At 53.8% G+C, this 17,412-nt stretch carries 19 protein-coding genes; 7 read left to right on the forward strand and 12 right to left on the reverse strand.

The features are described 5' to 3' along the window. The first annotated feature begins 250 nt into the window (after window positions 1-250). From QQZ17_RS09815 to QQZ17_RS09835, 5 genes are read left to right on the forward strand one after another with little or no spacing between them, the layout of a single operon-like run. Window positions 251-694, forward strand: coding sequence for a PPC domain-containing DNA-binding protein (locus QQZ17_RS09815; RefSeq protein WP_152405971.1), 444 nt, complete (start codon window positions 251-253; stop codon window positions 692-694). 10 nt (window positions 695-704) lie between these two features. Beyond that, window positions 705-1,283: an ECF transporter S component gene (locus tag QQZ17_RS09820; RefSeq protein ID WP_152405972.1), complete on the forward strand. Its 579-nt coding sequence runs from the start codon at window positions 705-707 to the stop codon at window positions 1,281-1,283. After that, a complete protein-coding gene (locus tag QQZ17_RS09825) occupies window positions 1,284-1,991 on the forward strand; it encodes an energy-coupling factor transporter transmembrane component T family protein (RefSeq protein ID WP_152405973.1) in 708 nt (235 codons plus the stop codon). Further along, a complete protein-coding gene (locus QQZ17_RS09830; RefSeq protein ID WP_152405974.1) occupies window positions 1,979-2,656 on the forward strand; it encodes an energy-coupling factor ABC transporter ATP-binding protein in 678 nt (225 codons plus the stop codon). Before QQZ17_RS09825 ends, QQZ17_RS09830 begins: the two co-directional genes overlap by 13 nt. Next, window positions 2,650-3,333 carry an ABC transporter ATP-binding protein gene (locus QQZ17_RS09835; protein ID WP_152405975.1) on the forward strand — a complete coding sequence of 228 codons (684 nt, stop codon included), beginning with the start codon at window positions 2,650-2,652 and terminating at the stop codon, window positions 3,331-3,333. The genes QQZ17_RS09830 and QQZ17_RS09835 overlap by 7 nt, the downstream gene beginning before the upstream one ends. Here QQZ17_RS09835 and QQZ17_RS09840 read toward each other — a convergent pair. The 7 genes from QQZ17_RS09840 to tkt all read right to left on the reverse strand — a co-directional run bounded on the left by QQZ17_RS09840 (window position 3,290) and on the right by tkt (window position 10,948). Next, window positions 3,290-4,000 (reverse strand): nucleoside/nucleotide kinase family protein, encoded by a 711-nt coding sequence (locus QQZ17_RS09840; RefSeq protein ID WP_152405976.1) that lies wholly within the window; start codon window positions 3,998-4,000, stop codon window positions 3,290-3,292. The two genes, QQZ17_RS09835 and QQZ17_RS09840, sit on opposite strands and share 44 nt — an antisense overlap. Next, window positions 3,997-4,506, reverse strand: a complete 510-nt coding sequence (locus QQZ17_RS09845; RefSeq protein WP_152405977.1) for an MltR family transcriptional regulator — start codon at window positions 4,504-4,506, stop codon at window positions 3,997-3,999. Before QQZ17_RS09845 ends, QQZ17_RS09840 begins: the two co-directional genes overlap by 4 nt. 15 nt (window positions 4,507-4,521) lie before the next feature. Then, window positions 4,522-5,493, reverse strand: a complete 972-nt coding sequence (glpX, locus tag QQZ17_RS09850; RefSeq protein WP_152405978.1) for a class II fructose-bisphosphatase — start codon at window positions 5,491-5,493, stop codon at window positions 4,522-4,524. Further along, a complete protein-coding gene (locus QQZ17_RS09855) occupies window positions 5,490-6,767 on the reverse strand; it encodes a zinc-binding dehydrogenase (protein WP_152405979.1) in 1,278 nt (425 codons plus the stop codon). Before QQZ17_RS09855 ends, glpX begins: the two co-directional genes overlap by 4 nt. Window positions 6,768-6,790: 23 nt before the next feature. Then, window positions 6,791-8,170 carry a PTS mannitol transporter subunit IICB gene (locus QQZ17_RS09860; protein ID WP_152405980.1) on the reverse strand — a complete coding sequence of 460 codons (1,380 nt, stop codon included), beginning with the start codon at window positions 8,168-8,170 and terminating at the stop codon, window positions 6,791-6,793. A gap of 27 nt (window positions 8,171-8,197) precedes the next feature. After that, a complete protein-coding gene (gene cmtB, locus QQZ17_RS09865; protein ID WP_152405981.1) occupies window positions 8,198-8,641 on the reverse strand; it encodes a PTS mannitol transporter subunit IIA in 444 nt (147 codons plus the stop codon). A gap of 315 nt (window positions 8,642-8,956) precedes the next feature. After that, window positions 8,957-10,948 carry a transketolase gene (gene tkt / locus QQZ17_RS09870; protein ID WP_152405982.1) on the reverse strand — a complete coding sequence of 664 codons (1,992 nt, stop codon included), beginning with the start codon at window positions 10,946-10,948 and terminating at the stop codon, window positions 8,957-8,959. 278 nt (window positions 10,949-11,226) lie between these two features. Here tkt and loiP point away from each other — a divergent pair, with 278 nt between their 5' ends. Beyond that, the gene (gene loiP, locus QQZ17_RS09875) at window positions 11,227-11,985 is read left to right on the forward strand and encodes a metalloprotease LoiP (RefSeq protein ID WP_152405983.1); all 759 of its coding nucleotides are present in this window, start codon (window positions 11,227-11,229) and stop codon (window positions 11,983-11,985) included. A 113-nt stretch (window positions 11,986-12,098) separates the two neighbouring features. On the opposite strand, the gene speB is transcribed toward loiP, so the two are convergent. From speB to QQZ17_RS09900, 5 genes are all read right to left on the reverse strand, one after another. After that, window positions 12,099-13,019 carry an agmatinase gene (gene speB, locus QQZ17_RS09880; RefSeq protein ID WP_152405984.1) on the reverse strand — a complete coding sequence of 307 codons (921 nt, stop codon included), beginning with the start codon at window positions 13,017-13,019 and terminating at the stop codon, window positions 12,099-12,101. Between the two features lie 143 nt (window positions 13,020-13,162). Further along, entirely contained in the window at window positions 13,163-15,139 is a 1,977-nt protein-coding gene (gene speA, locus QQZ17_RS09885) for a biosynthetic arginine decarboxylase (protein ID WP_152405985.1), read from the reverse strand. An 8-nt stretch (window positions 15,140-15,147) separates the two neighbouring features. After that, window positions 15,148-15,279 carry an acid stress response protein YqgB gene (gene yqgB, locus QQZ17_RS09890; RefSeq protein WP_152405986.1) on the reverse strand — a complete coding sequence of 44 codons (132 nt, stop codon included), beginning with the start codon at window positions 15,277-15,279 and terminating at the stop codon, window positions 15,148-15,150. Between the two features lie 93 nt (window positions 15,280-15,372). Then, window positions 15,373-15,516 (reverse strand): hypothetical protein, encoded by a 144-nt coding sequence (locus QQZ17_RS09895; protein WP_284554133.1) that lies wholly within the window; start codon window positions 15,514-15,516, stop codon window positions 15,373-15,375. A gap of 61 nt (window positions 15,517-15,577) precedes the next feature. Next, complete coding sequence (locus tag QQZ17_RS09900) at window positions 15,578-15,916, reverse strand: hypothetical protein (protein ID WP_235922392.1); 339 nt, start codon at window positions 15,914-15,916, stop codon at window positions 15,578-15,580. A 138-nt stretch (window positions 15,917-16,054) separates the two neighbouring features. Between QQZ17_RS09900 and metK the strand changes: the two genes are divergently transcribed. Continuing rightward, complete coding sequence (gene metK, locus QQZ17_RS09905) at window positions 16,055-17,209, forward strand: methionine adenosyltransferase (RefSeq protein ID WP_152405987.1); 1,155 nt, start codon at window positions 16,055-16,057, stop codon at window positions 17,207-17,209. Window positions 17,210-17,412: the final 203 nt, after the last annotated feature.

Raw genomic sequence — 17,412 nt, forward strand, 5'->3', positions numbered from 1 at the left:
TAATCGACTGAAACGCTTCAGCTAGAATAAGCGAAACGGGGAATAAAAGGAATGATTGTCCAGTCGAAGAAGACAGTTATCTGACCTACATCACATTTCAGGACTCACTGTCGCGGAATTTATTCCAGAATCGCGAATAAGCGTAGCAAGATCTTTTCGTTGCCGTGTCGAAAATCCTGATTTATATCAGAGAGCACATTCGTCAGCGTCTATATGATCGGCGTTACGTCCGAGTCTCGGAGACCCGCAAATGATGACCACACCGATTCCCCCTTCATCAGAAGCGCGTTTTTACGCCCTTCGCCTGCAACCCGGCCAGGAAATCTTTTCCCAACTTCATGAATTTATTCAGCAACACTCGCTGCGCGCCGGCTGGATCGCCGGGTGCACTGGCAGCCTGACGAATGTCGCTCTGCGCTATGCCGGACAAGAAGCAACAACATTGCTGACGGGAACATGGGAGGTCATTGCGCTGAATGGCACGCTGGAGTTGACCGGCGAGCATCTGCATCTGAGCGTCTCGGATCCGCAAGGCGCGATGCTTGGAGGGCATATGATGCCAGGTTGTACCGTGCGTACAACGCTTGAACTGGTGATTGGCGAACTCACAGGACTGGCGTTTAGCCGTCAGCCATGCCCCCTTTCCGGTTATGACGAACTGCATATCTCACCCCGTGTTTTAACGACTCAATAAGAGGTTACTTATGGCGCGTCGCCCGTTTTCCAGCCAGTCTTTAGTGCTCATTGTCATTGCCATCGCGATTAATATGGTTGGCGGTCAGCTTATTAGCATGCTTAAACTCCCCATTTTTCTCGACTCTATTGGCACGTTGATCAGCGCCGTTCTGCTTGGCCCGGTCATCGGCATGTTGACTGGCCTGCTGACTAATTTACTTTGGGGGCTGTTAACCGACCCGATCGCCGCGGCCTTTGCGCCTGTGGCGATGGTCATCGGCCTCGTCGCCGGGTGGCTGGCGCGGGCCGGTTGGTTTCGCACGTTGCCAAAAGTGGTCGTCAGCGGCGTGGTCATTACCCTGGCCGTCACGCTGGTCGCGGTGCCAATACGCACCACACTCTTTGGTGGCGTAACCGGCAGCGGTGCCGATTTATTTGTCGCCTGGATGCACTCTGTTGGTCAGAATCTGGTGGAGTCTGTTGCTATTACCGTACTGGGAGCAAATTTAGTCGATAAAATTCTGACCGCTATTATCGTCTGGACCCTTTTGCGCCAGCTGCCGTTACGTACAACACGCCACTTCCCAACAATGTCAGCCGTGCGTTAAATGCACCCGTTTACCTCGTTGACATTGTGGGCGCTGGCTGCCTGCTCCACCTTGCTTCTTCCCGCGCAGACCGTTCTGCCGGTATACAGCGCAGCCACCTTTCTCAGTCTGTTGGTGTGGAAGTCGACACGGCGACGGGCAAAATACGTGGCCTGGCTAATGTGCTCTTTGGGGGTGGGACTGTGGCTGGTACATGGTGGCTGGCTGACGGAGTGGATCAGCGGTCGTCCACGGGATCCGCAGCGCTGGGCAGACGCCGTTACGCTGTGGCTGCGCATTATGGCCATTGTTTCGACGTCTCAACTCTGGATGCAGTACGTGCCGGTTCAACGCGTTATTCGGGCGCTGTTCGCATCACGTCTGCCTCCGGGCATCGCTTATCTGCTCGCCGGTCCGTTGCTGGTCGTTGAACAACTCAAACGGCAACTGGCGATTATTTATGAGGCGCAGCGGGCTCGCGGCGTCCCGCTGGATGAAGCGTGGCATCGGCGCTTACGCGCAATGCCTGCCCTGATCGTTCCCCTCACCCATAATGCACTCAACGATTTGGCCGTACGCGGCGCGGCGCTGGATATGCGGGGATTTCGCCTGCATCGCACGCGAACGACGCTGTGGGCGCCGAAAGACAGCACCTTCCAGCGCCTGGCACGTTACGGCATGTTGGTATTGATACTGGCAGAGACAGGAGTCTGGATATGGTTACGCTAGAACAGTTTCGCTATCTTCCTGTCCATGCCACGCGTCCACCGTCATGCTTTACGTTCCACCATTCAGCGCCCGGAATGGTGGCAATATTAGGGGATAACGGCAGCGGGAAAAGCACGCTGGCACAGCTTATGGCCGGCTGGTATCCGGACTTCCTGCCTGGCGAAATTCAGGGCAAAGGAACGCTACTGGGTAATCCTGTCGGTAAATTGCCGCTGGTAGAGCAGGCTTCCACCATCCAGTTGGTGCAACAATCCCCTTATCTGCAGCTTTCAGGTTGTACTTTCAGCGTTGAAGAAGAGGTTGCTTTTGGCCCGGAAAATCTCTGCCTGGACGAGGCGGAGATTATGCGCCGGATTGATGATGTGCTGGCCCTGACAGCGTGTGAGCCGCTGCGCCATCGCCATCCCGGGACGCTCTCCGGTGGAGAAACTCAGCGCGTAGTGATTGCCAGTGCGCTCGCGATGATGCCGAAATTACTCATACTGGATGAAGCGTTCAGCCGCCTGACATTGCAGGCCACCGATATGCTACTGGCGCGGTTGCAACAATGGGCGCTGGAGCAACATTCTCTTATCGTGCTTTTCGAACGTCATCACTTCACATTTCTTACTCGCTGCCAACGGGCATGGCAACTGCGTGACGGAGCGCTAATACCATTATGCTGACGTTAAATCAGATGACTTATCGCTGGCCGAATGCAACCGATGACTGCTTGCGTGACATTTCACTGGAACTCAGAGAGGGGGAATGGCTGGCGTTAACGGGCGATAATGGCGCCGGGAAATCCACACTCCTGCGAATTATGGCCGGATTGCTTTCCCCCTGTTCCGGCGAGGTCATCTTTCAGCAAATGCCCCTTGCGCAGCTCAAAAACCGTCAGCGCGCCCGACACTTTGGGGTCCTGTTTCAGGAAGCGGAAAATCAGATCTTTCACAGTAACGTTGCCGATGAAGTGGCTTTTGGTTTAACGCTACAGCAATTGCCTGCCGACGACATTAACCGCCGCACTCAGGCCGCGTTACGGCTGTGCCATCTACAGGACGTTGCCGACGCGCATCCGCTGGATCTCCATACCGCGCAACGACGCATGGTTGCCGTCGCCAGTCTGGAAGCGATGGCTCCGACCGTTTTGCTACTTGATGAACCCAGCCGGGATTTCGACCACCACTGGCAAGCCGTGTTTGAAAACTGGCTTGCCGTCTGCCGCGAACGAGGAACCTGCGTTGTCGCCATAAGCCATGACGCTGCTTTTATCCAACGTCATTTCTCGCGGGTTGTTCGACTTCATCATAAAGCGCTCACGCAATCCGATACGCTCCTGACGCCGTCATCTCCAGAGTAAGATCGGCTGACCGACTGTTCTCCAGAACCCGACAAACATTCGGCCCATCCGTACGCAGATAAAACGCTTCGGCATCGGCTGGCGATAATCCTCCAGCCAGTTTGCGCCCTACCAGCCGTGCATGCAGGGCTTCCGCTGGCGCGCGAATGAACAGAGAAAAATCGCAGAACGCCGCCAGCGCCCGCCATCTTTCGTCATCCCGTAGCAGCCAGTTGCCTTCTACAATGACAATCGGCGCGCTCACCACAATCGCGTCTTCAACCGGATCGTGCTTTTGCCGGTCATACTGTGGCCAGGTCCCTTCACCTTCTCTAATCTGGCGCAGATTCTGCGCCAGTTTATCAACGTCAAACGTCTCAGGTGCTCCTTTGTAAGCACGCAGGTTGTGGGCATTCAGCCAGTCGTTGTAATGATGAAAACCATCCATCGGCAGCGTCTGGATCTCCGGCAGAGAGGGATCCTGACGAGAGAGAGATTCCCAGAACGTGGTCAGTGTGGATTTCCCGGTACCGGGCGGCGCACTCAGAAAAACAATCGTGCGTTGTCTGGCATTCATGGAATGGACGTTTGCCAGTCGTCGTAATAACGGTTTATGAACGTTCTCTATTTCATCATCATGATAATGGGCTTCAACCCGTAACCCGTTGACCATCAGTCCGATTTTCACGGTGTTAATTCCTTCAAAATTGTCGTCACCGCCAGCGTCATTGCCGTCTTGACCATTCCGGTAAAACGCACCTCAGACCACGCCGCAAAGTCGGCAAATTTCATCGACTCCAGCGCGCTATATAAGGTCGTATTTCGGGTGATACTGTTGACGTTGCTGATAAAATCCCAGGTGATATCATCGGCAAATTGCGGGCTCTCATCCCGTTCGCTGACATACTGATAAAACTGAGAAAAATGCGTAATGTCGGCATAAAGCCATTTGTCCATTTTTCCCAGCGCGTAAATCAGGCGTAGCGCAACGTCAATATCATCAAGCGGCCCACTCTGGGCAAGTAACGGCTTTACGGCATATTCCACAATCTCTTCATCGTTATCGACAAATAGCGACGGCAGAAAGCGCTTAATGCCCTGTAGCAAAATGTTATGTGCCGTCGTCATAAACGAAAGTAAGTCATGTTGAGCATCCAGTTGCTCCAGCACATCGTCTTCTGTCAGCGTCGTCATTCGTTTCTCGATAAATCACCATGAATGCAGAGAGTCTATTATATTACACGTTCGATCCGCGCCACCGATCAGTAAAGTTTGCGTGCGCACCCCTTTCGCGACCTGCTGGATCCCATTCACAAGATCGCCGCCGGTCACTCCGGTCGCGCTAAAGAGGACGTTATTTCCCGCCACCAGCTCATCAAGCGTATAGACCCGATTGACCCCGACGCCCATTTCCGCGCATCGCTGGCGCTCCTGGGTGGCAATCAGACGATGCGCTGCGCTGTCGCCTTTCGCTTCACAAAAATCGATCAGCTCGGCCTGCATATCGCCTCCCAACGCTTTCACCGCGCAGGCAGAAATTACGCCTTCTGGCGCACCGCCAATGGTATACATCAGGTCATAAGGGTTATCCTGCAAACAGGCCAGAACGCTAGCCGCCACATCGCCATCAGGCAGGGCAAAGACTTTCACCCCTAACTGCGTGGCTTCGGCAATCGCCGGCTGAAGTCGCGGTTTATCAAGCGTAGCCATGCGCAGTCGATCCAGCGGTTTGCCCAGCGCTTTCGCCACATGACGCAGATTGTCCGCTAGCGGTCGCGCCAGATTAATCACCCCTTTCGCCTGCCGGTTAACAACCAGCTTTTTCATGTACATATCAGGGGCATGTAACAAACTTTCCCGCGGCGCAAACGCCATGACCGCCAGCGCATTGCTCTGTCCCATCGCGACCATTCGGGTACCTTCAATGGGATCGACGGCGATATCAACCTCCGGTCCGCTGCCGCTGCCGACCTCTTCGCCAATCCACAACATGGGGGCGTTATCGATCTCGCCCTCGCCAATGACAATGCGCCCGCGAATGGCAATATCATTCAGGGCCGAGCGCATCGCGCTAACCGCCAGGCCATCGATTTTGTTCTTATCACCACAGCCGGTTTGCGGCCAGGCAGCCAGCGCTGCCTGCTCCGTGATGCGAAATAGCGGCCATGCCAGAGACTTCATGCCGCCGCCTCCCCAATATCCACGCCAAACTGCGCCAGCAGGTATCTTTCCGCCTTCTCGTTCCAGATACCGTGCGTCTGTGCCACTAACCGCGCCAGTTCCCGGAACAACGGATCGGTTTTGCCTTTCTCGGCGAAATCAGCAATGGCCGTCAGCGGCATCGTCACACCGTTATAGATAAGCTTCTTGCCGCCCGGAATATCCGGCAAGTTCAGCACGGTATCTGGCACTGCATTGAGACCGCCAATATGGGTCACCATAAACGACGGCTGAAGCTGGCCCGTTGCGCTCAGTGCAATCGCCTCTTTCATATCATCAGTAGAACCGCCGGAGGTTCCGACCACATGTGTACTGTTGTAATGCACGTTGTAAAAATTAAAGGGCACTTTAAAGCGACTCTCCGTCGGACCGGCGAAGAAGTTCAGGCAACCGTCTTCTGCCAGAATATCGTCAGCCATCTCCACGACGGCCGGCACGGCGGCATAGACAAAAACGTCATCAAACCCGACTCCGCCCGTTAATTCACGCAGTTGCATCGCAGGGTCAGCCATACCAGACGAATTCACATAGATGAGTTCGATTCCCTTACCCGCGGCCCGTTCGACCGGGAGCAGCTTTTTAGCCTGCTCCAGACGCGTTTCATCGATATCCACGACCACCACGCGCGACGGTTTGAGCCCACCGTTAATGGCATAATCAATCGCCCCAATCCCCATTGGCCCGGCGCAGGCTAAAAGAGCAATATTGCCGCCGGGCTTAATTCCCATTCGATGCTCATAAACATAAGGCGTTGTATGATAATTCGCATTATAGGCACCAATAATGCAGCACATCGGTTCCGCCAGCGACGCGGCCGCAAAATAAGAACCGTGGTACGGCAATACGCAACCCAGATTTACCGCGACCTCAGGAATAATCATATACGTGGCGTTACCACCGAAATATTCGTAGCTGTATCCCGCAGAATAACCGCTCGGCAATCCCATTGCGGGTTGTAAAACAAAGCGCTGCCCTTTTTTATATTTCCCGGTCAGTTTTTTTCCGACATCGACAATGACTCCGGCACATTCATGACCGGTAATCACCGGGTGATTTTCCAGGTCATCAGGAACTCGCTTATGTTCACTGCCTAATGTCGCGGCCTTCCAGGTGGATAAACATACGCTGTCAGAAATCACGCTGACTAACAGTTCATTTTCCGTAATTTCAGGTAATTCAAATTCACGGATACGGACATCCTGTTTGCCATATATTGCAGCAACTTTCGTTTTCATATTTACTCCAGGAACCAGAAATGCTAATTCGACGTTAAGTGATTAAATAAATCGTCAAGGAGCGGGTCGCCAATATAGTTTTTTATCAACACTAAGGGCTTATTACTGACTCGCTTAACGCGCCCCTCAAGGCTGGCGTGCGTCACGATAATATCGGCATCATCAGGGACATTTTCGATAGCGTAATGTTTGACATCGATAGACAACCCGGCTTTTTCCAGACGCTTACGAAACGTCGTTGCCCCCATCGCGCTGGACCCCATGCCGGCATCACACACAAAGGCGATACGTTTGACATTGCGATATGAAAAGTTGCCTTCCTGCTTCATGGCTTTGACGGCATTAGCGGACTCGCTGAAGGCATCTTTGCTTTCAACTTCGCTATTTTTCTCCATTTTGAGAATGAAGGAGGTAATGACAAAGGTCACCACCGTTCCCGCCGTGACGCCCGCAATCGTGGCAAGGAAAGCGCCTTTTGGCGTCAATGCCAGGTAAGCGAAAATCGATCCAGGACTGGGCCCCGCCACCAGGCCGCCACCTAACAGATTGAAGACCCATGTTCCGCTCATTCCCCCGGCAATCATGCCGATCAGGGTCAGGGGCTTCATCAGCACATACGGGAAGTAGAGTTCGTGGATACCGCCGAGAAAATGGATAATCATGGCGCCAGGTGCAGATTTCTTCGCCATCCCTTTACCAAAGAAGGCAAACGCCAGCAGTAAACCTAAACCGGGGCCAGGGTTCGAGGCCACCATGAAGAAGATGGATTTTCCCGTTTCCGAGGCCTGCTGCATTCCCAGCGGATAATAAACGCCCTGGTCGATCGCATTATTCAGAAAGAGAATTTTCGCGGGTTCGTTAATCAATGAGAGCAGTGGCAGATAACCGGCATGCACCAGTGACTCAATACACTCTTTCACAAAATTATTGGCAATGAGTACCGCCGGGCCAATGACTTCAAACCCCAGCAGGCACAATAACATCCCGGCAATGCCTAAAGAGAAGTTATTAATCACCATCTCAAAACCCGCAGGAATACGCTGGTCCAGCAGGCGATCGATGTATTTAATCACCAGACCACCCAGCGGCCCCATGATCATTGAACCGAGGAACATCGGGATATCCGCGCCAATAATCACGCCGATGGTACCGATTCCCCCCATCACTGCCCCACGCTTCCCGCCCACCAGATGTCCGCCGGTGGAACCAATCATCACGGGTAGCAAATAGGTAATCATCGGGCCGACTATTTTGGCGAAATGCTCATTGGGCATCCACCCGGTCGGAATAAATAATGCAGTAATAAAACCCCAGGCAATAAAAGCACCGATATTAGGGATGACCATTGCAGTCAAAAATCCCCCAAAAGCCTGGACCTTTGCACGAGCAGACTTGTGTTCCATGATAATATCCTGTCGAGGAGAAAATGATTATGCGCGAGCGATAATATCCGCCAGCTGTTTTTCTGATTTAGCAGCGAATAATGCTGCCAGATTTTCCTCTTCACATAATAGTTCGCTTAACGCCTGGATAGCGCCGATATGTGAATCGGCATTCGCCGCTGATAATCCAATGAGTAATTTTATGGGTTCATCATCTTCGGCAAACTGTACTTCTTGTTTAAGTAGCGTTAATGACATACCTGTTTTTAACGCACCACATTCCGGGCGAGCATGAGGCATAGCCACACCGGGAGCCAGAATATAATAAGGACCATTGTTTATCGTCGAATCTTTTATAGCCTGAATATAGTTTGCATTGACATAATGATTCGCCAACAGCGATGACATAGAAAAATCAATGGCTTCCTGCCAGTTCTTTGCCGCCGATTTTATTGAGATAGAGGCGTCAGGAAAATAGTCAATCAACCGCATAAATTATCCTTATTTTATTTTTAGGGTACAACTTATCGCTAAAAACAAAATACGCGTGCGGCAAAATGAAATCAATCAAGGGGAAAACAGAGGCAGAGAAAAGGGGCAATAATGCAAATCATTAGAAAACAGAGCGTTATGAATTAAAACTAAAATAGCAAGAGCAATTACGTGATGCGCATTGCAAATATACAAACACACTAAATATCATTTTTGTGAATTAGATCTACAATAAGCACTTGCCTGAGAGAAAATAATTAACTTTTGAGATGATAACGGGCCGCCGAAGCGACCCGTTAGAGGCTGTTGTAATGATTACAGCAGTGCTTTTGCTTTCGCGACAACGTTATCGACGGTGAAGCCAAACTCTTCGAACAGCAGCTCTGCCGGAGCAGATTCACCGAAGGTGGTCATGCCAACGATCGCGCCGTTCAGGCCCACGTATTTGAACCAGTAGTCAGCGATACCGGCTTCCACTGCTACGCGAGCGGTAACCGCTTTCGGCAGAACGGATTCACGGTAAGCGGCATCCTGCTTGTCGAACGCGTCGGTAGACGGCATGGAGACCACGCGCGCTTTCACGCCTTCAGCGGTCAGTTTGTCCCATGCGGCAACCGCCAGTTCAACTTCAGAACCGGTCGCGATGAAGATAAGCTCTGGCTGGCCTGCGCAATCTTTCAGTACGTAGCCACCGCGAGCAATGTTTGCCAGTTGCTCTGCAGTACGTTCCTGCTGCGCCAGGTTCTGACGGGAGAGGATCAGCGCGGTCGGACCGTCCTGACGCTCAACGCCGTACTTCCACGCCACCGCGGATTCCACCTGGTCACACGGACGCCACGTGCTCATGTTCGGCGTTACGCGCAGTGAAGCTACCTGCTCTACCGGCTGGTGAGTCGGGCCATCTTCGCCCAGGCCGATGGAGTCGTGGGTGTAGACCATCACCTGACGCTGTTTCATCAGCGCAGCCATACGCACCGCGTTACGGGCATATTCCACGAACATCAGGAAGGTGGAAGTGTACGGCAGGAAACCGCCGTGCAGGGAGATACCGTTGGCAATCGCGGTCATACCGAATTCACGCACACCGTAATGAATGTAGTTACCAGCGGTATCTTCGTTAATGGCCTTCGAACCAGACCAGATAGTCAGGTTAGACGGCGCGAGGTCAGCGGAGCCGCCGAGGAACTCAGGAAGCAGCGGGCCGAAGGCTTCGATCGCATTCTGAGAGGCTTTACGGCTGGCGATTTTCGCCGGGTTGGCCTGCAATTTCGCGATGAATTCGTTCGCTTTCGCGTCGAAATCAGACGGCATTTCGCCTTTCATACGACGGGTGAATTCAGCCGCTTCCTGCGGGAAGGCTTTGGCGTAGGCCGCGAATTTTTCGTTCCAGGCAGACTCTTTCGCCTGGCCTGCTTCTTTTGCATCCCACTGGGCATAGATTTCAGACGGGATTTCGAACGGCGCATATTTCCAGCCCAGCTGTTCGCGGGTCAGAGCGATTTCTGCGTCGCCCAGCGGCGCGCCGTGGGAATCGTGGGTACCGGCTTTGTTCGGGGAACCAAAACCGATGATGGTTTTGCACATCAGCAGGGACGGTTTGTCGGTAACGGCGCGAGCTTCTTCAACTGCGCGTTTGATAGCGTCCGCATCGTGTCCATCAACGCCACGAACGACGTGCCAGCCGTAGGCTTCGAAACGCTTCGCGGTGTCATCAGTGAACCAGCCTTCAACGTGACCATCGATAGAGATACCGTTGTCATCATAGAACGCCACCAGCTTGCCCAGTTTCAGGGTACCGGCCAGAGAACATACCTCGTGAGAGATACCTTCCATCATGCAGCCGTCGCCCATGAACGCATAGGTGTAGTGGTCAACGATGTCATGGCCCGGACGGTTGAACTGTGCCGCCAGTGTTTTTTCAGCGATAGCCATACCGACTGCGTTAGCAATCCCCTGCCCCAGCGGACCCGTGGTGGTTTCCACACCGGCGGTGTAACCCACTTCCGGGTGACCCGGGGTTTTGGAATGCAGCTGGCGGAAGTTCTGCAGCTCAGACATCGGCAGATCGTAACCGGTGAGGTGCAGCAGGCTGTAAATCAACATGGAGCCGTGACCGTTGGACAGGACGAAGCGGTCACGATCGGCCCAGGACGGGTTGCCCGGATTGTGGTTCAGGAAATCACGCCACAGGACTTCGGCAATGTCAGCCATACCCATCGGGGCACCCGGGTGACCGGATTTGGCTTTCTGTACTGCGTCCATGCTCAGCGCACGAATAGCATTGGCAAGCTCTTTACGTGAGGACATTTTGACTCCAGATCGGATGATGAAGGCCATACCCGCAACGACTTGACGACAGCGCGTTTTGGGCTACGCCGGAAAAAAGTGCCAACAATGTAACCCAAGCCGCCTGTCATGTACATGGAGCATCCTTTTGCCGCTTCAGAAATCTCCGGATCACGCTCGCATGTTGCGCAATCTGCTCGCCCGCTTGTTGTTCTTTTCTTTATACTTAGCGTGAGCGCTAATTCATCTGCAAATAGCGCATTTTTAGAACAATCCTCATTTCGTGTGGAAGAAAAAACATGAAGATTCGCGCGTTACTGCTTGTTATGGGCATGGCGACGGTGCTGACCGGCTGCCAGAATATGAACTCCAACGGACTGCTCTCTTCGGGGGCTGAGGCTTTTCAGGCCTACAGTCTGAGCGACGCGCAGGTTATTGCGTTAAGCAACCAGGCCTGTACGGAAATGGATGGTAAAGCAACCATCGCACCAGCCGGCAGCGAGTACGCGAAGCGCCTGAGTAAAATCGCCACGGCGCTCGGTGATAACATCAACGGACAAGCGGTAAACTATAAGGTCTACATGGCGAAAGACGTGAACGCCTTCGCGATGGCGAATGGCTGTATTCGCGTGTATAGCGGCCTGATGGACATGATGACGGATAACGAAGTCGAAGCGGTGATTGGCCATGAAATGGGGCACGTTGCGCTCGGACACGTGAAGAAAGGCATGCAAGTGGCGCTGGGCACCAACGCCGTTCGCGCCGCCGCGGCTTCTGCAGGCGGGATTGTCGGCAGCCTGTCGCAGTCACAGCTCGGCGATCTGGGGGAAAAACTGGTGAACTCGCAGTTCTCCCAGCGTCAGGAGTCGGAAGCAGACGACTACTCGTACGATCTGTTGTGCAAGCGCGGTATCAACCCGGCGGGTCTTGCCACCAGCTTTGAAAAACTGGCGAAACTGGAAGAAGGTCGTCAGAGTTCCATGTTTGACGATCACCCGGCCTCCGCAGAACGTGCGCAACATATTCGCGATCGCATGAAAGCGGACGGGATTAAGTAACCATTGAGCAGTGCCGGATGGCGGCGTAAACGCCTTATCCGGCCTACATTATGGCAAATATGTGTGGTAGGCCGGATAAGATGCGTTAGCATCGCCATCCGGCACTTAGCCCGTTACTCGCCTTTCTTCGCCGCCTGAATGTACAGCATCTCCAGCGCCAGCGTTGCCGCTGCCAGGGCGGTGATTTCGGACTGGTCGTAAGCCGGAGCCACTTCCACCACGTCCATCCCCACGATGTTCAGATCTTTCAGACCGCGGACCAGCTTGATGGCGCGATCGGAGGTCAGGCCGCCAATCACCGGCGTACCGGTCCCCGGCGCGAATGCCGGATCCAGGCAGTCGATATCAAAGGTCAGATAAACCGGCATGTCGCCAACAATCTGCTTCACCTGAGCGATGATGTCATCAACACCGCGATCGTTCACCTGGCAGGCGTCCAGCACGGTAAAGCCGTTGTCTTTGTCAAACTCCGTACGAATACCGATCTGCACAGAGTGATGCGGGTCGATCAGACCTTCGTTCGGCGCGGTGTAGAACATCGTGCCGTGGTCAAACTCACAGCCGTTCGCATAGGTATCGGTGTGGGCATCGAAATGCACCAGCGCCATTTTGCCAAAGTGTTTTGCGTGCGCGCGCAGCAGCGGCAGCGTCACAAAGTGGTCACCGCCAAAAGAGAGCATACGTTTACCGGCGGCCAGCAGTTTCTCTGCATGTGCCTGCAGTTTTTCGCTCATTTCACGCGCGTCGCCAAAGGCGTAAACCAGATCGCCGCAGTCCACAACGTTCAGACGCTCACGCATGTCGAAGTTCCACGGGAAGCGGTTGTGTTCCCAGGCCAGATTCGTTGACACCTGACGGATTGCCGCGGGGCCATGACGTCCACCTGCGCGACCGGACGTTGCCATGTCAAACGGCACGCCAGTGATCACCCAGTCCGCATCGCTGTCATACGGCTGGAAATTCAGCGGCAGACGCAGGAAGCCAAAGGCGTTAGAAACCAGGGAGTTATCGTACTGATGACCTAAGGTGCTCATGGCAAAAACCTCATATTCGTCGATATAAAAAAACCCTCCCGCGTCGTTAGGCCCGACGAGAAAGGGTTTGATTCGTAAACACAGTAATTCGCTAAATTATCGCTGCTTAATTGCCCAGGTTCAAGTCACCCGGGCATCAGCCATTATTCGTCTTCGAGATACGTGTAGCCGTACAGACCTGCCTCGAACTCTTCGAGGAACTGTTGCTGTAACGCGTCATCCAGATCGGTTTGTTTCACCTGATCGCGGAAATGCGTCAGCAGCGTTTTCGGATCCAACTGTACGTATTGCAGCATGTCCGCCACGGTATCCCCTTCATCCGACAGCTCAACTTCCACGCTGCCGTCCGGGAAGACAAACACGTCAACCGCTTCGGTATCACCGAACAGGTTGTGCATATTGCCGAGGATTTCCTGATACGCACCGACCATGAAGAAACCGAGCATCGGCGGATTATCCGGATCGTACTCCGGCATCGGCATGGTTGTCGCAATACCGTCACCGTCGATGTAGTGATCGATGGCGCCATCAGAATCACAGGTGATGTCCAGTAGCACCGCACGGCGTTCAGGCACCTGATCCAGTCCTTCCAGCGGCAAGACCGGGAACAGTTGATCGATACCCCACGCATCCGGCATCGACTGGAACAGCGAGAAGTTGACGTACATTTTGTCCGCCATACGCTCCTGCAGTTCGTCGATGATAGGACGGTGCGCGCGGTTTTGCGGATCCAGTTGTTTCTGGACTTCGTGGCACATGCTTAAGTAAAGCTGTTCCGCCCACGCACGCTCCTGCAGGCTGAAGGTGCCGGAAGAGTAGCCGATGTGGATATCGTGCAGATCCATCTGGCTGTCGTGCAGCCATTCACGCAGCGAGCGACGGGTGCCCGGCTCGTGCATCTCCTGCCAGGTTTCCCACATGCTTTGCAGCGCGCGCGGCGCATCGTCAGCCGGGGCGACAGGCACGGTATATTCGTTACGTTCAACGCCGATGATGTTGGACACCAGCACCGTGTGGTGCGCGGTAACCGCACGACCAGACTCAGTGATTACCGTCGGATGCGGCAGGCCATTTTCCTCACAGGCATCGCCAATCGCCCAGATGATATTGTTGGCGTACTCATTCAGGCCGTAGTTCACCGAGCAATCAGACTGTGAACGGGTACCTTCGTAATCCACGCCCAGACCGCCGCCGACGTCGAAACACTGAATATCGACGCCCAGCTTATGCAGCTCAACATAGAACCGCGCGGACTCACGCACGCCGGTAGCGATGTCGCGGATATTCGCCATCTGCGAACCGAGGTGGAAATGCAGCAGTTGCAGGCTATCGAGACGCCCGGCTTCGCGCAGGGTTTCCACCAGTTGTAGTACCTGCGTTGCCGCCAGACCGAATTTGGATTTTTCGCCGCCGGAGGACTGCCATTTACCGGAACCCTGCGATGCCAGACGCGCACGCACGCCCAGACGCGGAATGACGTTCAGACGTTCGGCTTCATCCAGCACAATCGCAATTTCAGACATCTTTTCGATGACCAGATAGACCTTGTGGCCCATCTTCTCGCCGATCAGCGCCAGACGAATGTATTCACGGTCTTTATAGCCGTTACACACGATCACGGAACGGGTCATCCCGGCATGCGCCAGAACCGCCATCAGTTCAGCTTTAGAGCCGGCTTCCAGCCCCAGCGGTTCGCCAGAGTGGATGAGAGATTCGATCACACGACGATGCTGGTTAACCTTGATCGGGTAGACCAGAAAATAGTCACCGTTATAGCCGTACGACTCACGCGCGCGTTTGAACGCGGCGTTAATAGAGCGCAGGCGGTGTTGCAGGATCTGCGGGAAGCAGAACAGCGCTGGCAGGCGTTGCCCCTGCGCTTCGCGCGCTTTCACCAGCTTAGCGAGATCGACGCGCGCGTGCGGTACGTCCGGGTCCGGGCACACGCTAATGTGACCCAACTCATTGACGTCATAGTAGTTATTGCCCCACCAGGCAATATTGTAAGTACGCAGCATCTTGCTGGCTTCCTGGGAGCTCATTGCAACCTCCTGCATGGAGCGTAGTACACCCTGTTCGCCTGCTGACGAAGGCGAACCCAAAGACATGTCGTCAGACATAGCGAACCTCAAATTTTAGTAACAAGTGTAAAACAGTTGACTACTATCGCAATCCGAAGAGGCGATAACAACCCATAAACAGTCGGATTTCCCAGCAGAAAGTGCTGGCAGTCCGCCTGCGCGACCGGTTTCTTTTTCATATCATTGTAAAACACGTAACCGAACTTACGTATGACGGTTCGGCGAAACCACGAGAAAACTCTTGTTTGCACAAGAGCGCCCTTGTTCAGTCCTTAGTGCCAGTTACCGGCTCTGGAGTCCTGAGAAGCGCCGAGATGGGTATAACATCGGCAGGTATGCAAAGCAGAGATGCAGATTGCGGGAGACATACGCACACCAGAACGGTGCAACAGATTCAGCAGAATACAACGGTTCATTATCTCTTATCACCTCCACGGTCGCTCCATCAGGAACGAACCCACAAGCCAAAGCTACGTTTTAACCCGGCTGGAAGTGGCGACACGAAGAAAACGTCGTGTGCTTTTTGTCTATCCAAAATAATTCGAGTTGCAGGAAGGCGGCAACGCAGTGAGTCCCCGGGAGCTTACATGAGTAAGTGACTGGGGCGAACGAGGAAGCCAACGCACATGCAACTTGAAGTATGACGGATATGAGCCGCGCGCCGCGTTTTATACCGGGATGAAGGCCAAAAAGCAAAACATAAATGCGCACATTGCCAGCAGTGTCTGTAAAAATTTCCACCAGGGTTTTCAACACAGTGAGACCTGATTCAAAAAATAGTGGAAATCGGGTGAAGAAGTGACCTAAAATAGCCATCCAGATGTTAATCCATCCATACTGATTAACACTCAGACTGCCAGTGTCACTAACCTGCAGGCCTTGGTAGAATCTTCTGCTTTGGCTTTTCCGCACAACAGTTTGAGCTAACCAAATTCTCCTTAGGTGAAACAAAAAATGGCAAAACACCTTTTTACGTCCGAGTCCGTATCAGAAGGGCATCCTGACAAAATCGCTGACCAAATCTCTGATGCCGTGCTGGATGCTATCCTGGAACAGGATCCGAAAGCGCGCGTCGCGTGTGAAACCTACGTGAAAACCGGCATGGTTTTAGTCGGCGGTGAAATCACCACCAGCGCATGGGTCGATATCGAAGAGATCACACGTAACACCGTGCGCGAAATTGGCTATGTGCATTCCGACATGGGCTTTGATGCCAACTCGTGTGCCGTCCTGAGCGCCATTGGTAAGCAGTCCCCGGATATCAACCAGGGCGTTGACCGTGCCGATCCGCTGGAACAGGGCGCGGGCGACCAGGGCCTGATGTTTGGCTATGCCACCAACGAAACCGACGTGCTGATGCCCGCGCCGATCACCTACGCACACCGTCTGGTGCAGCGTCAGGCCGAAGTGCGTAAAAACGGCACTCTGCCGTGGCTGCGCCCGGATGCGAAAAGCCAGGTTACCTTCCAGTACGACGACGGCAAAATTGTCGGCATCGATGCCGTCGTGCTCTCCACCCAGCATGCGGAAGATATCGATCAGGCGTCGCTGAAAGAAGCGGTAATGGAAGAAATCATCAAGCCAGTTCTGCCGACCGAATGGCTGAACTCTGCCACCAAATTCTTCATCAACCCGACCGGCCGTTTTGTTATCGGCGGCCCAATGGGTGACTGCGGTCTGACCGGTCGTAAGATTATCGTTGATACCTACGGCGGCATGGCGCGTCACGGTGGCGGCGCATTCTCCGGTAAAGATCCGTCGAAAGTTGACCGTTCTGCGGCTTACGCCGGGCGTTATGTCGCGAAAAACATCGTTGCCGCAGGCCTGGCTGACCGTTGTGAAATTCAGGTTTCCTACGCGATCGGCGTGGCTGAACCGACGTCCATCATGGTGGAAACCTTCGGTACCGAGAAAGTGCCTACTGAGCAACTGACGCTGCTGGTTCGCGAGTTCTTCGACCTGCGTCCGTACGGTCTGATTCAGATGCTGGATCTGCTGCACCCGATCTACAAAGAGACCGCCGCTTACGGTCACTTTGGTCGCGAACATTTCCCGTGGGAAAAAACCGACAAAGCGCAGGTACTGCGCGAGGCTGCCGGTCTGAAATAAGCGACCGACATCCGTGACTTAAGGCCAGCTTCGCGCTGGCCTTTTTTATTTACGCCCCGCCTGAAACGCCCCCGCACGTCATCAATTGAAACCGCTTACACCCTGGAGTGAAAGCACCCATTTCAGAATAATCACTTTGCATGTTCTGGCTTTCTCTGCTGTTACATTTAATTTCAGGTAAGTCTGAAATGCCAGCAAGCACA

It is taken from the genome of Citrobacter sp. T1.2D-1 (genome assembly GCF_950098555.1).
Lineage (GTDB): Bacteria > Pseudomonadota > Gammaproteobacteria > Enterobacterales > Enterobacteriaceae > Citrobacter_A > Citrobacter_A telavivensis.